The organism is Streptomyces sp. NPDC001914 (assembly GCF_042891215.1).
GTDB lineage: Bacteria > Actinomycetota > Actinomycetes > Streptomycetales > Streptomycetaceae > Streptomyces.
This window is the reverse complement of sequence record NZ_JBIASW010000001.1, coordinates 174,939-191,033: the sequence shown is the minus strand read 5'-3', so window position 1 is coordinate 191,033 and position 16,095 is coordinate 174,939. Positions and strand designations below refer to the sequence as shown.

At 72.4% G+C, this 16,095-nt stretch carries 15 protein-coding genes; 4 read left to right on the top strand and 11 right to left on the bottom strand.

What is annotated here, in order from left to right:
- Window positions 1–212: 212 nt before the first annotated feature.
- Window positions 213–1,199: a phosphotransferase family protein gene (locus ACFYYF_RS00920; RefSeq protein ID WP_388769900.1), complete on the top strand. Its 987-nt coding sequence runs from the start codon at window positions 213–215 to the stop codon at window positions 1,197–1,199.
- Window positions 1,196–2,563, top strand: coding sequence for an MATE family efflux transporter (locus ACFYYF_RS00915; RefSeq protein WP_388769898.1), 1,368 nt, complete (start codon window positions 1,196–1,198; stop codon window positions 2,561–2,563). Before ACFYYF_RS00920 ends, ACFYYF_RS00915 begins: the two co-directional genes overlap by 4 nt.
- A 62-nt stretch (window positions 2,564–2,625) precedes the next feature.
- Here the strand turns inward: ACFYYF_RS00915 and ACFYYF_RS00910 are convergent, their stop codons facing one another.
- Window positions 2,626–3,369 (bottom strand): hypothetical protein, encoded by a 744-nt coding sequence (locus ACFYYF_RS00910; protein WP_388769896.1) that lies wholly within the window; start codon window positions 3,367–3,369, stop codon window positions 2,626–2,628.
- A 322-nt stretch (window positions 3,370–3,691) separates the two neighbouring features.
- On the opposite strand from ACFYYF_RS00910, the gene ACFYYF_RS00905 reads away from it, so the two are divergent.
- Together ACFYYF_RS00905 and ACFYYF_RS00900 are read left to right on the top strand one after the other, a co-directional pair.
- Window positions 3,692–4,663 carry a hypothetical protein gene (locus ACFYYF_RS00905; protein ID WP_388769894.1) on the top strand — a complete coding sequence of 324 codons (972 nt, stop codon included), beginning with the start codon at window positions 3,692–3,694 and terminating at the stop codon, window positions 4,661–4,663.
- A gap of 112 nt (window positions 4,664–4,775) precedes the next feature.
- The gene (locus ACFYYF_RS00900) at window positions 4,776–5,342 is read left to right on the top strand and encodes a GNAT family N-acetyltransferase (protein ID WP_388769892.1); all 567 of its coding nucleotides are present in this window, start codon (window positions 4,776–4,778) and stop codon (window positions 5,340–5,342) included.
- Window positions 5,343–5,450: 108 nt separating this feature from the next.
- Here ACFYYF_RS00900 and ACFYYF_RS00895 read toward each other — a convergent pair whose 3' ends face one another.
- The 10 genes from ACFYYF_RS00895 to ACFYYF_RS00850 all read right to left on the bottom strand — a co-directional run bounded on the left by ACFYYF_RS00895 (window position 5,451) and on the right by ACFYYF_RS00850 (window position 16,032).
- Window positions 5,451–6,821, bottom strand: a complete 1,371-nt coding sequence (locus ACFYYF_RS00895) for an FG-GAP repeat domain-containing protein (protein WP_388769890.1) — start codon at window positions 6,819–6,821, stop codon at window positions 5,451–5,453.
- A 76-nt stretch (window positions 6,822–6,897) separates the two neighbouring features.
- Window positions 6,898–7,644 carry an arylmalonate decarboxylase gene (locus ACFYYF_RS00890; RefSeq protein WP_388769888.1) on the bottom strand — a complete coding sequence of 249 codons (747 nt, stop codon included), beginning with the start codon at window positions 7,642–7,644 and terminating at the stop codon, window positions 6,898–6,900.
- Window positions 7,645–7,656: 12 nt separating this feature from the next.
- Window positions 7,657–8,358, bottom strand: a complete 702-nt coding sequence (locus tag ACFYYF_RS00885; protein WP_388769886.1) for a hypothetical protein — start codon at window positions 8,356–8,358, stop codon at window positions 7,657–7,659.
- Window positions 8,355–9,191 (bottom strand): SDR family NAD(P)-dependent oxidoreductase, encoded by an 837-nt coding sequence (locus ACFYYF_RS00880; protein WP_388769884.1) that lies wholly within the window; start codon window positions 9,189–9,191, stop codon window positions 8,355–8,357. Before ACFYYF_RS00880 ends, ACFYYF_RS00885 begins: the two co-directional genes overlap by 4 nt.
- On the bottom strand, window positions 9,188–10,174 hold the full coding sequence (locus ACFYYF_RS00875) for a hypothetical protein (protein WP_388769882.1): 987 nt from the start codon (window positions 10,172–10,174) through the stop codon (window positions 9,188–9,190). Before ACFYYF_RS00875 ends, ACFYYF_RS00880 begins: the two co-directional genes overlap by 4 nt.
- Window positions 10,171–10,968: a hypothetical protein gene (locus ACFYYF_RS00870; protein ID WP_388769880.1), complete on the bottom strand. Its 798-nt coding sequence runs from the start codon at window positions 10,966–10,968 to the stop codon at window positions 10,171–10,173. The genes ACFYYF_RS00875 and ACFYYF_RS00870 overlap by 4 nt, the downstream gene beginning before the upstream one ends.
- A 4-nt stretch (window positions 10,969–10,972) precedes the next feature.
- Complete coding sequence (locus ACFYYF_RS00865) at window positions 10,973–12,163, bottom strand: Rieske 2Fe-2S domain-containing protein (RefSeq protein ID WP_388769878.1); 1,191 nt, start codon at window positions 12,161–12,163, stop codon at window positions 10,973–10,975.
- A 70-nt stretch (window positions 12,164–12,233) separates the two neighbouring features.
- Window positions 12,234–13,442 (bottom strand): alpha/beta hydrolase family protein, encoded by a 1,209-nt coding sequence (locus ACFYYF_RS00860; RefSeq protein WP_388769876.1) that lies wholly within the window; start codon window positions 13,440–13,442, stop codon window positions 12,234–12,236.
- Window positions 13,439–14,254 (bottom strand): hypothetical protein, encoded by an 816-nt coding sequence (locus ACFYYF_RS00855; protein WP_388769874.1) that lies wholly within the window; start codon window positions 14,252–14,254, stop codon window positions 13,439–13,441. The genes ACFYYF_RS00860 and ACFYYF_RS00855 overlap by 4 nt, the downstream gene beginning before the upstream one ends.
- Window positions 14,251–16,032, bottom strand: a complete 1,782-nt coding sequence (locus ACFYYF_RS00850) for a nitrilase-related carbon-nitrogen hydrolase (RefSeq protein WP_388769872.1) — start codon at window positions 16,030–16,032, stop codon at window positions 14,251–14,253. The genes ACFYYF_RS00855 and ACFYYF_RS00850 overlap by 4 nt, the downstream gene beginning before the upstream one ends.
- Window positions 16,033–16,095 lie beyond the last annotated feature (63 nt).

Sequence of the window (16,095 nt, the reverse complement as noted above, 5' to 3'; positions counted from 1 at the left end):
CTTGCGCGCTGCTCGGCGACAGGGCCGGGGCGGCTGACGCCGCGTCGACTCCGTTGGCGAGCAGCATGTCGTGGGGCCCGGTTCCATGGATGTATGGCCACTACATGGTGTCTACTTCTCCGGAGCGGTCCCGTCCCGGGCCGTGAGTCGGTGCGGCACGGGGCCCCACACCCGTCGGCGCCATCAGGACGCCACCGTCGAAGGGGCAGGGTGTGGAGAGCATCACCAAGAACAGGCAGTCGTCCGGCACGCTGCGCGCCATGATCGAGCGCGCCTACGGTGCCGACCGGGTTCCGACGGGGGAGGGCTGGGCGAGCGAGCTGGGGCACGGCTGGTTCAACGTCGCCTACCGGATACGCCTGCGGGACGGAGCCGAGGTCGTCCTGAAGATCGCCCCGCCGCCGCACGTGGAGGTCATGACCTACGAACGCGGCGCCATGTCGACCGAGTTGGCCACGATCGGGCTCCTGCGCGAGCACACCTCGGTTCCGGTGCCGGCCGTCGACTTCGCCGACCGGAGCCGTGAACTGTGCGACGCCGACTGGTTCTTCATGCCGTACGTCGACGCCGACAACCTCGGCGTCATCGTCGAGTCGCTCACGACCGCCGAGCGCGACGGCTACATGGAGCAGGTCGGCGCGGCCAACCGGGAGATCAACTCCCTGCGCGGCGCGGCGTTCGGGCCGCTGGACGGACCCGGCGACCCGAGCTGGCGGCGGGTGTTCACCGGCATGCTGGAGGACGTCCTGCACGACGGCGAGCGCCGGAGCGTGGACATCGGCCGACCCTACGACACGGTCCGCGAAGTCGTCGCCGAACACGCCGGCAGCCTCGACGAGATCACCGAACCGCGCCTGGTCGAGTGGGACCTCTGGGACAGCAACGTCATGGTCCGCGACGGAAAACTCGTCTGCGTCATCGACCATGAACGCGCCTTCTACGGCGACCCGTTGATCGAGGCGGGCTTCACCGGCATCCAGCTGGCCGTCTTCGGCGACCCGACGGCCTTCATGCGCGGCTACGGCCACGGCGAACTGACCGGGACCCAGCAGGTGCGCCGCCGTCTCTACGGCCTCTACCTGATGCTGATCATGGTCATCGAGACCGTGTACCGCGGCCACACCGACACCAAGCAGTACGACTGGGCCCGCCCCCACCTCGACGAGGCGATGGCATCACTCGGCCGCACCCGACGGTGACCACCGCCCCGCAAACCCGCATCCCCGACGCCACCACCCGCCTCGGCACCGACCCCGTGGGCCCGCTGCTGCTGCGGTCCTGCGCCCAGACCACCGCCGCCGTCGGCGTGTACGGCGTCTACGCCCTGACCAACGCCTGGTTCGTCGGTCACGGGGTGGGCGACGACGCGATGGCCGCGGTCAACCTGGCCGCCCCGCTGCTGCTGTTGCTCGGCGCGGTGTCCACCACCGTCGGCGCGGGCGGCGCCTCCCTGATCTCCCGCGCTCTGGGCACGGGCGACCGGGAGAGAGCCGCCCGCGCGGCCGGAAACTCCTTCACCCTGTTCTGGTTGTGCGCCGCCGTCACCACCGCGCTCGGCCTGGCCTTCCTCGACCCGCTGCTCACCCTCCTGGGCGCCCACGGTGAACTGCGCGAGGCGGCCCGCCCGTACGCCGTCATCCTGCTGTGCGGGGCACTGCTCTCCACGGGGTTCTCCAGCCTGGTCCGCGCCGAAGGCCGCACCGGCTACGCCACCCTGCTGTGGCTCGTGGCCGTCGCCGTGCAGATCACCCTCGACCCGCTGCTGATCTTCGGACTCGGCATGGGTGTACGCGGCGCGGCCCTCGGTACCGTCGGCGGCCAGGCCGTGTCCGCGGCGATGAGCCTGTGGTTCTTCTTCGGCCGATCCGGCCGCCCCTACCGCGTGCGCGCCCGGGACCTCCTGCCCCATGGGCCAACCTTGCGTGCTCTGCTCGGCGTCGGTCTGCCGTCGTTCCTGGCCGGAACGGGCGTCACCCTGCTGGCCGTTGTCGTCAACAGCACGCTTGCCGCCACCGGCTCGGCCACCGCCCTGGCCGCGTACGCCGTCTGCGCCCGCCTGCAGACCTTCGCGACGATGCCCCACACCGGCATCAGCCAGGGCCTGCAGCCCATCGTCGGCTACAACACCGGCCGCGGCCTGCCCCACCGTGCCCGGCGTGCCCGCGACCTCGCGCTCCTCGCCTCCCTCCTCCACGGACTGCTCGGCGCCGCCGCCCTCGTCCTGTCGGCTCGTCCTCTGACGGCCCTGTTCCTGCGCGACGCCGACGCCGTCAGCACCGCCGAACAGGCCCTGCGCGTCATCGCTCTCGGCCTGACCGTCGCCGGCATCGGCCCACTCGTCGCCGCCTACGCGCAAGCCCTGGGCTGCCCCGCCCCCGCCTATCTGGTCACCATCGGCACCCTCCTCCTGATCAAGATCCCCCTCGTTCTCGCCCTGGGCCGACTCGGCCCGCACGGCATCTGGGCAGCCCTGCCCCTTGGCGAACTGACCACCGCGGCCGTCGCCGTGCTCCTGCTCCGGCACCTCGGCAGCACGCGACCGCCGACGGCCAGGAAGTCATGAACACCTGAGCGGGCAGCCCTTGTTGTAGCGGCGAGGCCGAGCCGGATTCGGACGCGGCGGCCTCAGTGGTCGCGGAGCAGGCTGCCGGCACCGGTGACACGGTCGTCCAGGCCGTGCTCGCGCAGCGCGTGCCACAAGGTGGCGGAGTTGATGGCGACGACCGGCTTTCCCAGCTCGGATTCGAGGGCGTCGGCCTGGGCGACGAAGGAGAGGTTCGTGCCCACCTGCACGATCGCGTCGACGGACGGCTCATCCAGCGAGGCGACCATGTCACGGATGCGCTCCGGCCCGACACGGGCGATGTCCATGGCGGTCGGACAGCGCAGCCCCGAGATCGCCGCCACGTCGAATCCGGCCTCCGTGAAGTAGCGGCCCACCTCGCGGTCCGCCACGGGCTGGTACGGGGAGAACACCGCGATCCGCCGGCATCCGAGGGTGTTCAGCGCGGCCCGGCAGGAACTCGCTCCGGTGGTCACCGGCAGGCCGGTGCGCTCACGCAGGCGGCGTTCGAAGTCGGCGTTGCCCGCCACGCCGCCCCAGAACGTCTCCGCGGACATTCCCATGACCATGCGGTCCGGTTCCGCCGTCAGGACGTCGCGCACCGCGACGTCGATGGATGCCCTGATCTGCGTGAGCAGCGCCTCGAAGTCCCGGTCGCTGTTCATCACGGGGTGGGGGATGTGCATCGATCCCGCGCGGTAGGCGACTCCGGGGACGAGTGCGCCCCAGTAGTCGTGCTCCACGACCGTGTTGGTGCTCGGAACGACGACCCCGAACACGGCTCGGGGGCCTACGGCGTTGGTCATGTCGGATGCTCCGGTCTGATCCTGCTTCTCTCACACAGAGGCATGCCATGCGACTTCCGGGACCCGGCGTGACCACCCGGTCATGTGGCGGGGTCGTCCTAGGGTCATCCGCTGCCTTCGAGTTGTCAACGGCCCGGTGGGCAAAGGCGGTTGAGGGTGAGCGTCCGGGGTGGCCGACGCCGCCGCGGTTGCCCGGTCCGGCCGGCCCGGAGCGCTTGTTGACGCACGCGCGCCCAATCGGTTTACTGAAAAAGAAACAAAGTTTCTTCAAGCGAAACGAAGGGTCCTCGACTCCACGGCAGCGACGAAGATCGGATCACTGATGGCACACGCCCCGCACACCCACGCACGTCGCAACGCCCGGCGCAACATCGCGGTCGCTCTGCTCGGAAGCGCCCTGCTGACCGTCGCGGGCGCCACGGTCCCGGCCACCGCCGCTGAGACCCGGCAGAGTCCCAGCCCCGTCCCCACCCTCGTCTACGCGGCTTCCGTCGGCGCCGACGCGGCCGACGTCTACTACCCGGAGAGCGGCGGCCACCTCCCCGTGGTACTGCTCCAGCAGGGCGCCAACGTCGACAAGAGCCACTACGAGGGATACGCCCGCACCGTCGCGGCGTTCGGCTTCGTCGTGGTGGTTCCCAATCACGTGCGTTCCGTCTTCGGTGTCCCCGGCCTCTGGGCCTCCGCCGACCAGAGCCTGACCACCGTCGCCTGGTCGAAGGCCGAGAACAACAGGGCCGACAGTCCCCTCGTCGGCCGGCTAGACCCCGCCTCCTTCGCCCTGCTCGGTCACTCCTTCGGCGGTGCCGCGGGCCTGGCCACCGTCCAGGGACAGTGCGAGCCGCCGTTCTGTTTCGGCCTGCCGCCTGGTGCGGTCAAGCCCGCAGAGCTCAAGGCGGCCGCCTTCTTCGGCACCAACAACGTGCCTCCCGGGGGCGGTCCGGTCGTCCCGGTGAACAACACGATGCCGGTCGCTCTGATCCAGGGCTCGGCCGACGGTATCGCCGCGCCCTCCGCCGCGCAGGCCACGTACGAAGCCATGAAGGGTGCCCCGAAGGCACTCGTCACCGTCGACGAGGTCAACCACTACGGGATCACCGACGTCCAGAATCCGCCCGGCGCGGCCCCCGACCCCTCGCCCCAGACCACCGACCAGGTCGACGGCATCCGTACCTCCGCACGCTGGTCCGCGCTGTTCCTGAAGGCCGCACTCGGCGACCCGTTCGCACGCTCCTACGTCCGCTACTGGGGCGACATCGCGGACCCCGCGGTCGTCGTCCAGCAGGTCTACTGACCTCTCTGAAGGCCCTACTTCCAAGCCCCGGCAGGTTCGAACGCAGCCGATACCATCTGCCCTTCGACGTGCAAGGCCGACAGCGGCTGCATCCGACGAAGTGGTGGACACCATGGGCGACATGTGGACCGGGGAGAAGGTACGTCTGCGGGGTGTCGAGCCGGACGACTGGGAGGGTTTTCGCGATCTGGCCAAGCACACCGTCGACGCCCGCAACGCCGACCTGGTCGAGCCGCCCGGCTCCGAGGAAAGCCTTCGTGTCTGGACGGCCGAGCGCGCCGGGCGTTCACCAGGGGGAGAAGCCTTCCGCCTGGTCATCGAGACACTGGCCGACCGCGCGTTCGCGGGTTCCGTGACGGTCGGGGAGACCGACAGCCGTGCGGGACGATTCCGGACCGGCATCGAGATCACCCGTGAACACCGCCGCAAGGGCTACGCCGCTGAAGCCACCGAACTGATCCTCACCTACATGTTCGCCGAGCAGCGCTGCAACAAGGCCGAAGTAGAGGTCTACGCCTTCAACGACGCCTCCCTCGCTCTCTACCGCGGCCTCGGTTTCCTCGAAGAGGGACGGCTGCGCCAGCACGAATTCTTCGCCGGCGAGTTCCACGACGTCGTGCTCCTGGGCATCACCGCCACCGAATACTGGGCCACACACCAACTCCCCTCGGTGCGCTGACCCTCGCGGTTCGTCGAGCCGTCGGCCCGCTCGGAAGCAGGCCGACGGGCGTCGATCGTCAGGTGCGCTCAAGGTCGTGTCAGTGCCGCGGCGGGGCGGGCCGCGGGATCAGTCGCGCGTCCAGAGCATCACGCTGTCCGACTCGAACACGGTGAACACTGCCTCGTTGCGGCAGGGCCACCGACGGTCGAGGTCGGTCACCACCGCTCCTCCGGCCTGACCGGCACCCGTCGCGAGGACGTGGGTCGTGAAGGTGTGATCGGCCTGCTGCTCCAACCAGAACAGCCGGTCGTCCCCGTCGCCGGACACCAGCAGGTCGACGTCCCGGTCCCCGTCCATGTCGCCGCTGCCGAACACGCCGGGCGCGCCTTGGCCGGCCCGCCCCCGTGAGGTGATGCCGCTGGACACGACGGTCGGCGTCCACGCGGAGCGCGGGTCCTTGGGCACGGAGAAGGCGACCACCTGAGAGGCCGGATCCGTCGAGCCCGGAGGGAAGGACGTGTTGGTGTGGTTGGTGCCGACCCACGTCGTCCGGCCGTCGCCGTAGAGGTTGCGCACCGGCCGCAGGGCGATGGCCCGGCCCTGCGTGGTGTCGATGACATGCCGCACGAAGGTGCCCATCGGCCGGTCCGGGCCCGGTGCGGCGGTCCGCTCCAGCCAGACGTACGCGGCTCCGGGCTCGAAGTACTGCGGGGACGCGAGATCGAGGTCGCCGTCGTGGTCGACGTCCTCCACGACGGGCAGGGCGCCGCCACCGGGTGCCACGTCGACCGGCTTGTCGCTGAAGCGCTCGGGCCCGGCGGTGCCCCGGAAGACCTGGATCCAGGCGTTGGCCGGTTCCTCGCCCTCGATCCTGCTGACCGGCCGGGCGGACTCGCCCACCGTCACCAGGTCGCGGCGGCCGTCGCCGTCGAAGTCGACCAGCAGCGCGCGGTGGTAGAACAGCGGCGAGCTGCCCGGCGCCACGACGTCGTGGCGCTTCCAGGTGTCCGCGCCGCGCCGCTCCCACCAGGTAAGGGATCCGCACGGCGTCGTACAGCGGAAGAACCCGCCCGGGACCACGATGTCCTGGTCGCCGTCGCCGTCGACGTCCGCCAGAGACGGTTCGTTGGGGAAGGGGATCGCCGCGTCGGTGTCGAACACCAGCCGCTTGGACCAGGTGTCGAGTCCCCGTCCGCCCTGCCGGTAGACGGCGAGCTGACCGGCCGCGGGGGGAAGGGGCGGGCCACCGGGAACGGTCGTGAAGCGGCCGAACCCGGATGCGACGATCTCCTGCCTGCGGTCCCCCTCGATGTCGCCCGCCACGGCGAAGGCCGCGCCGGGTAGGTCCGGGTCGACGGTGTGCGGGGAGAAGGACGCGGGAGGCGCGGGGGCGGCGGGAGCCGCGGGTGCGCCGGCGGCCTGGGTGGGGGGTAAGAACGACAGGGCGATGAGCACGGCCGCGGCCGTGCGGATCAGTGCGGGCACGAGGAATCCCATTCTGTGCAGGAAGGCTGTGGGCAAAAAAGGAGGGAGGGGAGAGGTGGGCCAGGGCCTCGGGCTCACCGCCCGGGGGTCAGTGGTCGCGGAGCAGGGTGCCGTAGCCGTGCAGGGTGTCGTGACAGTCGTTGTCCCGCAGCGCCATCCACCACGTGGCGGCGTTGATGGCGATCACCGGCAGCCCGAGCCACCGTTCCGCCTCGTCGGCGAGGGACACCATCGACAGGTTCGTCCCGCACTGCACGATCGCCTCGACGCCCGGAAGCGCGGCCAATTCGACCAGCGTCGCGCGCAGTTCGGCTTCCGTGACATGAGCGATGGACACGGCGGTGGGACAGCGCAGGCCCTTGATGCCGGCCACGTCGAAGCCCAACTCGGTGAAGAAGCGCCGGACGTTGGCGTCGCCGACCGGCTGGTACGGGGTCACCACGGCGATCCGTCGAGCTCCGAAGAGCCGCAGTGCCCGCTCGCAGGCCTCGGCTCCGGTCGCCACCTGGAGCCCGGTGATGTCGTGGATCTGCTTCACGAAGGCCCGGTTGCCCTCGACGCCGCCCCAGAAGGTCTCCGCGCTCATGCCCATGACCATGTAGTCCGGCTCGCAGGTCAGCACCCGTTCGCAGGCCGCGCCGATCTCGTCGCGGATCTGTTCCAGCAGCCGCTCCATGCCGGCGTCCTGGTCCATGTTCTGGTCGCGGATGTGGATGCGCGAGAAGTGCGAGGTCACCCCCGGTACGGACATGCGCGCGAAGTCGGGTTCCACGATGGTGTTGGTGCTGGGCGCGATGACGCCGAACTTGCGCCGCCAGCCGAGACTGTCCGTCATGGGTGCCGCCGATCAGCCGGAGGAGAGGGAAGGGGAGGGCACGGTGGAGCGGGCGGTGCCGCGCCGGTGTCTCGCCAGCCGCCACGCGAGCAGGACGAACGCCGCCTGCGTGAGGGTGTTCGCCGACTGCTCCACCCATTGGAGCGCCACGCTCTGGTCGGGGCGGGCCGCCAGCGGGCCCAGGACGTACATGCCGGTGAGCCACAGCCCGCCCGCGGACGCGGCCAGGGTGTCCCCGTGCGAGCGGGCCAGCAGGATCAGCCGTACCGCGCAGACGGTGACGGCCACGATGGTCAGCACCATGTGCGGCGCCGTCGAGGTCAGCAGCAGCCCCGCGAGGCCGGTGGCCGCCCAGACGGCGGCGAAACCCCACAGCGGTGGGGTCCCGCGGGCGACCGCCGTCTCGTGCGCACCGGCTGTGGGGAGCGTCAGCAGCGCTTGTGCGAGCAGCAGGAAGCCCGCCGACAGGCAGGGGAACAGCGCCCTGTTCAGGGCCTGGACGTCTGGACCGTCCAGGGCCACCGTCAGCTTCCAGGTGGCCTTGGAGAGCCCTCCGAGGAGGATCAGCGCGGCGCCGGCCGTGGCGGCCCGCCCGGTGCGCGCGCCGTGACGGCGCAGCGGCCCGGTCAGGAGCGCGGCCCCCACGCCCGTCAGGACGACCGGAACGAAGTCCTCGACGGCGAGGGCCAGCGGATAGTCCACGGGCCCGCTCACGGGGCGACCGCCCGGTTCGCCGCCGACGGGAGCTCCGGCGGCAGCACCGACCGCCTGCGCAGCGCGGCCGTCGCGAACCGTCCGGCCGCCTTGCGGCGCGTCAGCCACGCCACCCGGCCGCCGTTGGCCGTCCGGTCGGCCAGCACCCGGTCGGCGAGCCACGGGGTGACCGTCTCGACGCGGTCGGCCAGGATGTTCAGCACCGGCCGCGCCTTCGCGTACTCCCGCGGTGTGTAGTCGTGCAGCAGCAGGTCGGTGACCACGATCCCGGGTGACAGGAGCAGCGCCCGTACGTCGTGGGGGCGGGTCTCCCGTTCCCGCTTCAGGTCGGCCGCCAGAGCGCCGGTCAGGTAGGTGACGCCGCGCTTGCTCGCCCCGTACACGCTGAGTCCGGGCATGGTCCGGCCGTCCGAGCCGAAGCCCTCCATGTTCCACACCCGGCCGCGGCCCTGGCGAAGGAAGTGCTCCGCGGCCACCGCGCTGCCGTTGACGACGCCGCGCAGGTTGACCGCCGTGACGGCGTCGGCCTCCTGCGGGCCGAGCTCCCACAGTGGTTTGCGGGCGGTGGTGGCTCCCGCGTTGTTGATCCAGACGTCGACCGGGCCGAAGGCGTTCTCGGCCGCCGTCCACAGCCCGGCGACCTGCTCCCGGTCCGTCACGTCCGCCGTGTGACCGACCGCGCGCGTGCCACCCCTCAGCTTCTCGAGGGCGGCCTCGACGACCGCCTCGTCCCGTCCGCAGACGGCGACCCTGCAGCCGCGGTCGAGGAACGCGCGGGCCAGTCCGTGCCCGATGCCGCGGGTACCGCCGGTGATCACCACGGTCGCGGTCATGACGCGGCCTCCCAGTCCAGGACGCCGTGCAGAACGGCCGTCAGCGTGTTCCCGCCGAACAGCTCGTAGGTGACGGCCAGTCGGCCGCCCGCCGCCATCGCCGGGCGTGCGTCCAGGACGAACTCCCGTCCGCGCACGCGGTGCACGTCCCCGTCCGTGAAGTGCCACAGCGGGAAGTTGGCCCGTCCGAAAGCCTGCGCGTTGCCCCAGGCGTCGGGGCCTTCCCAGAACTCGCGGGTGCCGTCGCGCCGCCGCTCCACCGTGAAGGAGCGGTCCAGGCCGGCGCCCCGCCAGGTGACGTGGTGGCGGGCGCGCAGCAGGTCCACCGGCCGCACCGCGATCTCCACCTCCACGTCCCCGAGGGGTCTTTGCGCTGCGCTCCACAGTTCGCACGAGCCGGTGAAGGCGCCGGGGTGCTTGGTGGGCAGGATCCACGGCACCGGGCCGGCGTCCGTCTCGGCCGCCAGGTGACGGGCCACGTGCTCGCGGGTGGCCTCGCTGCTGTCGTGGTCCGTGGTCCGCACGTACACGCCGTTGAAGCAGCCGATCACGGTCCAGCCCTGGTGCAGCACCGAGGAGTAGACCTGCGTCCGCCCGTCAGGCAGGACGTGGTTCCAGGTGTTGAGCGCCACCTGCCAGCCCGGGCCGTAGTAGTGGGCGTCGACGAAGGAGCCGTACGGCTGTCCGCTGCCGTGGAAGTCCGGTCCGGTGTACAGGCGGTTGTCGTCGGCGTCGTCGACCCCGAAGGCGAACGGCGCGGCGAGCTGGAAGCGGCCGGCCAGCGGGCCGCCCTGGCGCAGGCCGCCGTCCATCCGGTAGAGCGTGCGGCCTTCGGCGAAGTCGGAGGAGCGGCGGATGTCCTCGTAACCGCACCAGGTCCCCTGCGCGTCGAAGAGGGAGGGCCGGCCGTGCCATTCCCCGGCGATGCGCCGCTGCCACACGCTCGGTCCGGACCCGGTGGTGGTGTCGTCGCTCGCGCTCATGCCCCGGCCTCCTCGCCGGCCGGTCTGCCGGTGGTCAGCAGCGCGCGCAGGCCGTCGGTGGTCGGTGGGCCCAGCAGCCGGTCCACCTGTGCCCATACGGGGTCGACCTCCCGGCTGAACAGGGCCTGGCGCAGCCGTCGGTCGCGTCCCGGCGCGTCGCCCTCCTTGGCCTCGGCGGCGGCGTCGGCCGGGAAGGCCCGGACCAGCTCCAGCCAGTGCCGCAGGTACTCCTCGGCGATCGGGGTGACGGCGCGCAGCGCCGCCTCGTCGGCGCGGTGCACCAGCATCCAGGGGGACATCAGAGACCGCTGGCGCGGGCCGATCGCCGCCGGGGTGAGGCCCGGGATCTCCGAGGCGCGGGTGAACGGGGTGGTCAGCGGCCCGTACACGAGGTCCGCGTAGGCGGGGCTGACGGCGAGGTCGACGCGCTGCACCAGGTCCAGGTGGAAGGCGTAACCGCCGCCCGCCTGCACGGAGTCGAGGGTGAAGTGCGGCAGCGGCCCCTCCGCGGCGCCGAAGGCGAACACCATGTGGCTGTCGAGCCCGAAGGCGGGCACCACCAGGGAGACGGTGACGACCGCGTCGACACCCCCGTCCTGCTCGTCGCCGCGGAAGTACCGTACGGAGCCGACCGGATCGGGGGACGCGGGGGAGGTCAGCACGGTCCAGGGCGTCGGCCGCTCCTGGAGCGCCGTCCCGGCCAGCAGGGCGTCCACCACGGTCCGGGAGAGCCGGGCGGCGGGGGTCGCACCGTTCGCGGAGGCGTCCGGGGCGGGTGAGGGGGAGGACGTCACAGGGCTACTCCTTCTCGGTGGCCGGTGCCGGGGACTGAGCGCCCTCCACCGTCGGGTGGAATCCCTGGGCCTTCTGTTCCCAGGCGCGGGCCAGTTCCGGCACCGCACGGCGGCCGGGCGAGGCGATGACGGTGGCGCTGCGTGCCGGTACGTCGCCGACGATCCGGTCGTCGTCGCTCACCGCCCAGCCCTTCGCGGCCAGTTCCTGGCGGCGCCTGCGATAGGCGACGGAGATCAGGTCGGAGCGCAGGTGCAGTTCGGCGCCGAGGTCGGCCGGCAGCAGCTCGGGACGGGTGCCGTCCACCACCGGGGCGTCCTGGTCGAAGATGCGCAGGACCCGCTTGCGGGCGTTGCCGTCGGCCCAGTCCCCGGTGAAGAAGTCGCGCAGCGCGACCCACTTCACCAGGGTGGTGGTCTCGTCGACCGGGATGTTGGTGTCGTAGATGATCATGTCGCCGAGCGGCAGCCGGACATGCAGCTTGATCATGTTGGGCAGCATCCAGCCGGCCGTGGTCACCACCGGCGGGCGGTCCTGGCCCTGGGACCTGCGGTCCGTGTAGAGCTTCGACCACAGCCCTTTGGCCGCCGGCGGGTTCAGGGACACGGTCGCGAAAGCCGACCACTCGTCGGGCTGTTCGAGCGTGTACTCCTCCACCTCCGGCCGGTCCGGGTTGCCGAAGGAGCCCGCGTGCACGAAGGGGGTGTGCGCGATGTCGCAGCCGTTCTCCAGTATCCGCTCGTAGTTGGAGTGCCACAGGAACTCCCCGGTGACCGCCTTGAACCGGCCTCCGTCCTCGACCAGGTCCTCGAACTCCGGCCAGTGCGGGATCGGCGGCCGTTCCTCCTCGGGGAGGTCGCCGAGGAACACCCAGACGAAGCCGTACCGTTCCCGCACCGGGTAGGCGTCGACCCGCGCCTTCTTCGGTATGCCGCGGCCCGGCTGGTTGGCCGGAATGGTGGTGCAGGCGCCTTCGGGGTCGAAGCGCCAGCCGTGGTAGGGGCAGACGACGCAGTCGTCCTTGAGGGTGCCCGCGGACAGGGCGGCGCCCCGGTGCGCGCACAGGTCCGACAGCGCGACCGCCTTCCCTGCCGGGGTGCGGTAGAGCACGAGGGACTGGCCGAGGCAGACGGCCTTCAGCGGCTTGCGGACGACACGGTCGGAGAACTCGACCGCGTACCAGAAGTTCTTCAGCATCAGCGGAGCACCTCGCGGTCTCGTGCGGTTCGACGTCGGGTTCGACGCGGGCGGGGGAGAGGCGCGGACGTCAGCGGCGCCGCACGTGAAGCAGCCTCGGATGAGGTCGCGCCAGCAGCGCGTCGTACGCGTCGTTCTCGTCGTTCTCGTCGTTCTTGGTGGGCTCGGTGGGCTCGGTGGGCTCGGTGGGCTCGGTGGGGTCTTCAGGGGTGACGGGGTCCGTCGGGTCGGCCGGGTCCGTGGGTGCCGGTCGCCCGGGGAGCACCGCGGCCGCGCAGAACGCCGCCACCAGGCGGCCGACGAGAGCGCGTGCGCCGTCCACGGCGCGGCCCCCGTCCTCGCCCGGCGCCTCCAGGAAGGCGCGGGCGCTGGTCGCGTCCACCGGGTCGCAGAGGGTGAAGTGGTGCGCCCCGGCGATCCGCACCCAGGCGTGCGCGCCGTCGGCGTCGGCCAACGCCTCGTGGAAGGTACGGGCGACGGGATCGGGGTCCACGCCGGCGTCCGCCACCGCGTAGCGGTCGGTGCTCGCGGCGATCACCCCGTCGTGCTCACCGGACATCAGCAGTACGGGCACCCGCGCGCCGACCGGCAGCACCGTGCCCGGCGGATGGCCGAGAACCGCCGCCACCAGAGTGTGCGCGCCGTACGTGAACACCCCACGAAGGCCCGGCACATGGGCGGCCGACTGCAGCGCCACCGTGCCGCCCGCGGAGTGCCCGCCCACCACCACCCGCTCCAGGTCCAGCAGCCCGGCCAGCGGCGAGGCGGGGGCCGGCTCGGCCAGGGACCCGAGGACCGCGCCGATCAGCGGCGTCGTCGCCCGGGTCCCGTACGCGCCAGGGCCGCAGGCGTCCAGGTCGATGCCCGGGGTCACCCCGTGGCTCCCGCCGAACAACTCCCCGACCAGCTCCGGCGTCACGACCACGAACCCGCGCGCGGCCAGCAGGACCGCCAGCCAACGGTAGGAGTCGGCCGGCACGTTGATGCCGGGCAGCAGGACCACCACCGGGAACGGGGCGCGCCCGGCGTCGGCCGCGACCACTCCCGTCAGCCGTTCGGTGTCGGACCCGGTGGGGCGGGAGGGGTAGAACACCCGCAGGTGCGCGGTGTCGTAGGGCTCCTTGAGGCCGGGTACCCGGCAGGCCCGCCACTCCGACCTGACCTCTGTCCGGACCTCCGACCGGACCTCGGACCGGACCTCGGACCGGACCTCGGACCGGACCTCGGACCGGACCTCGGACCGGACCTCCGGCCGGATCTCCGACCGGCCCCGGTTCACGAGGGCCTCGGCAGACCGCGGTCGCCGCCCCACAGGGCCCGCACCAGCCGGTCGGTGGCCCGCTCGCCGAAGTACCGCACGCCCATCACGTTCGCCGGGTCGCGCTCCACGATGTTGCGCCGGACCGCCAGGTCGGCGGCGGCCAGCGCCGCGCGCTCGGCGGGCGGCACCGGTTCGGCCTCCGCCACCCAGCCCAGCCAGCGGTCGACCTGTTCGTGCGTCAGGCGGCGCACCAACGCGATGTGCCGCTCGTCGCGGGGCATCGAGTAGCAGTAGGCGGTCGGGGAGAGACTGCCCCTGATGAAGCCGGAGCGGCTGGTGAACCAGGTCAGGTCCTTGTACTCCTCGCGCACCGCGAGCCACTCCTGCTCGGCGGGGGCGTAGTAGCGGTCGTAGTAGTCGCCGTCGGCCACCAGGCCGGACCGGGGCACGGAGTCGAGGTAGAACCAGCCGCCGGGCCAGCACAGCAGGGCGATCCCCAGGTGCGGGACACGTACCTGCGGGCCCAGCCAGACGGTGAGGTGGAGGTTGACGAAGCCGTGCTCCGGGTCGCCGACCCAGGAGTGGATCATCCAGTCGATCTCGGGTCCGGTGTAGCCGGCCAGCGAGCCGCGCGGGCCGTCGGCCTTCGCGCCGAAGGTCTCCAGTTCCTCGGTGGAGGGGTCCCGGCGCAGCTCGAAGCGGGCCGCGATCTTCTCCTTGAGTTCGGCCAGCAGCTCCTGCCACTTCAGGAACGTCTCGGTCACATCGGTGACCGGGGCTTCGTCGGCCATGTCCTGGACGGCCTTGAGTGTCTGCGACACGTCGCTCACAACGCTCCTTCGGTGGCCGGGGTACGGGGGTGGGTGGCGCCGTCCCTGCGGGGCCCGGCGGGGCGGGGCGTCACCAGGGCGTCCGCGAGCCTCCAGGGCCGTCCGTCGACCAGGTCCGTCCCGCGCGAGACCAGCCGCCGTCCGGCCTGCCGGGGCCGTACGGGGGCGAGGGTCAGGCCGGGGCCGGCCGCCGTGGTGGCGGGCGTGCTGATGGTGCCGTCGAAGGGCGCCTCCCGGGAGCGCCACAGGCCGAACTCCACGGGCAGGGCGTGCACGGCGCCGCCTTCGTGTCCCGCCGCCACGAGGTTGATCCGGTTCTCCGCCGCCCGCTCGGGCAGGCCGAGCGTGTACTCCCAGGGCTCGGCCGCGCCGCCGAGGCAGACCGCGGCCGTGTCCACGCCCGCCAGGGCGGCCAGCCGCAGGGTCTCGGGCTGGACGGCGTCGTCGGCGAGGACGACCGCGACCCGCCCCCAGGGCGTGTCATAGGTGAGCAGGGCAGTCGCCTCGCCCGCGCGGGCCCAGCCGCGGTGACGGGCCCCGTCGTGCAGCTGGCGCTGGGTCAGCACCGGCCCGTCGCGGTCGAGGAGGACGCCGGCGTGGCCGGCGGGCAGCGGGAGGGTGCAGGCGAGGTACGCCGAACTGCCGGCCAGCGCGCCGCGCAGGATGTCCAGCACCGTCCGCGCGTGCTCCGTGTCAGGCGTTCGCGGATCGGGCAGGACGCCTCCCGGGTACCAGAACAGCTCGGGCAGCACGATCAGTGCGGCGCCCCGCCCGGCGGCTTCGCCGGCCAGCCGCGCCGCGTCCTCGACGGCCGCGCGGCCGCTGCCGGACGGCCGGACCACCGCGGCATCGACCCGCTCGGCGCGGGTCCCGGCGAAGGCGGGCGCGGGAACGGGGCGGGAGGCGATCGGCCGGTAGAGGGCGGGCCTGCGCGCCGCGAAGACGTCGGTGCCGTCCGCCCGGACCTTGTCGGCGGCCACGCCCGGCCGGATGTCGGCCGTGACGACTGCTTCTCCGTGCCGTGAGGCCTTCGCGACGACCGTGCCGTCCGGGGCGACGATCTGGCTCTCGCCCGCCCCGTCCAGAGCCTCGGCCGGAACTCCCATGGCGGCGCTGATCGCGCCGACCCGGTCCGCCGGGAGCAGCGGCCCGACCTTGTTGGCCGCGACCACCCACACCCTGTTCTCGGCGGCACGCACCGGGATGTGCAGGGCGGCCTCGTCCAGGGCGAAGGAGTTGAGGCTGTTGAGCAGCACGTGCGCCCCGCGCAGGGCCAGCCCCCTGCACACCTCGGGGACGACCCCCTCCATGCAGGAGTACAGCCCGACCGGCCCGAGGGCGGTGCCGAGGACCGGGCCGGGCTCGCCGGCCGGTGTCAGGTGGTCGTTCTCGCTGCCCATCAGGACCTGCTTGTCCGCCGCCCCGGCCAGGGCGCCGTCCGGTCCGTAGAGCAGGCTCGCCGCGGTGACGCGCTCCGTACCGGACGGGCCGTCCCCGGAGGCCAGGGTGACGTGGATCTTGACGTACATGCCGTGCCGGGCGGAGCGTTCGGCGACCGGCCCGAGGAAGTCGTCCCCGGCCCGGCAGGCGGCGGCCAGCGCTTGTTCCCGGTCGTCGTACCAGGACAGGTGGTTGCAGAACTCCGGCAGGACCACGAGCATCGCGCCCTGATCCGCCGCGGCGTCGATCATCCGGAGGCAGGCGGCCAGATTGGCCTTGCGGTCCTGGCCCACCGCGAACTGGGCGGCCGCGACACGGACCGTACGCGTTTCGTCCACGGGCAACTCCAATGGTTCCTCTGGCGGAACAGCGTTTCCCGAACATACACTCGCCGCGCCCTC

Coding starts and splice junctions, on each gene's coding strand:
- ACFYYF_RS00910 (WP_388769896.1), bottom strand. CDS start 3,369: ATGACCAACGCCGTAGGCCCCCGAGCCGTGTTCGGGGTCGTCGTTCCG.
- ACFYYF_RS00905 (WP_388769894.1), top strand. CDS start 3,692: ATGGCACACGCCCCGCACACCCACGCACGTCGCAACGCCCGGCGCAAC.
- ACFYYF_RS00900 (WP_388769892.1), top strand. CDS start 4,776: ATGGGCGACATGTGGACCGGGGAGAAGGTACGTCTGCGGGGTGTCGAG.
- ACFYYF_RS00895 (WP_388769890.1), bottom strand. CDS start 6,821: ATGGGATTCCTCGTGCCCGCACTGATCCGCACGGCCGCGGCCGTGCTC.
- ACFYYF_RS00890 (WP_388769888.1), bottom strand. CDS start 7,644: ATGACGGACAGTCTCGGCTGGCGGCGCAAGTTCGGCGTCATCGCGCCC.
- ACFYYF_RS00880 (WP_388769884.1), bottom strand. CDS start 9,191: ATGACCGCGACCGTGGTGATCACCGGCGGTACCCGCGGCATCGGGCAC.
- ACFYYF_RS00875 (WP_388769882.1), bottom strand. CDS start 10,174: ATGAGCGCGAGCGACGACACCACCACCGGGTCCGGACCGAGCGTGTGG.
- ACFYYF_RS00865 (WP_388769878.1), bottom strand. CDS start 12,163: ATGCTGAAGAACTTCTGGTACGCGGTCGAGTTCTCCGACCGTGTCGTC.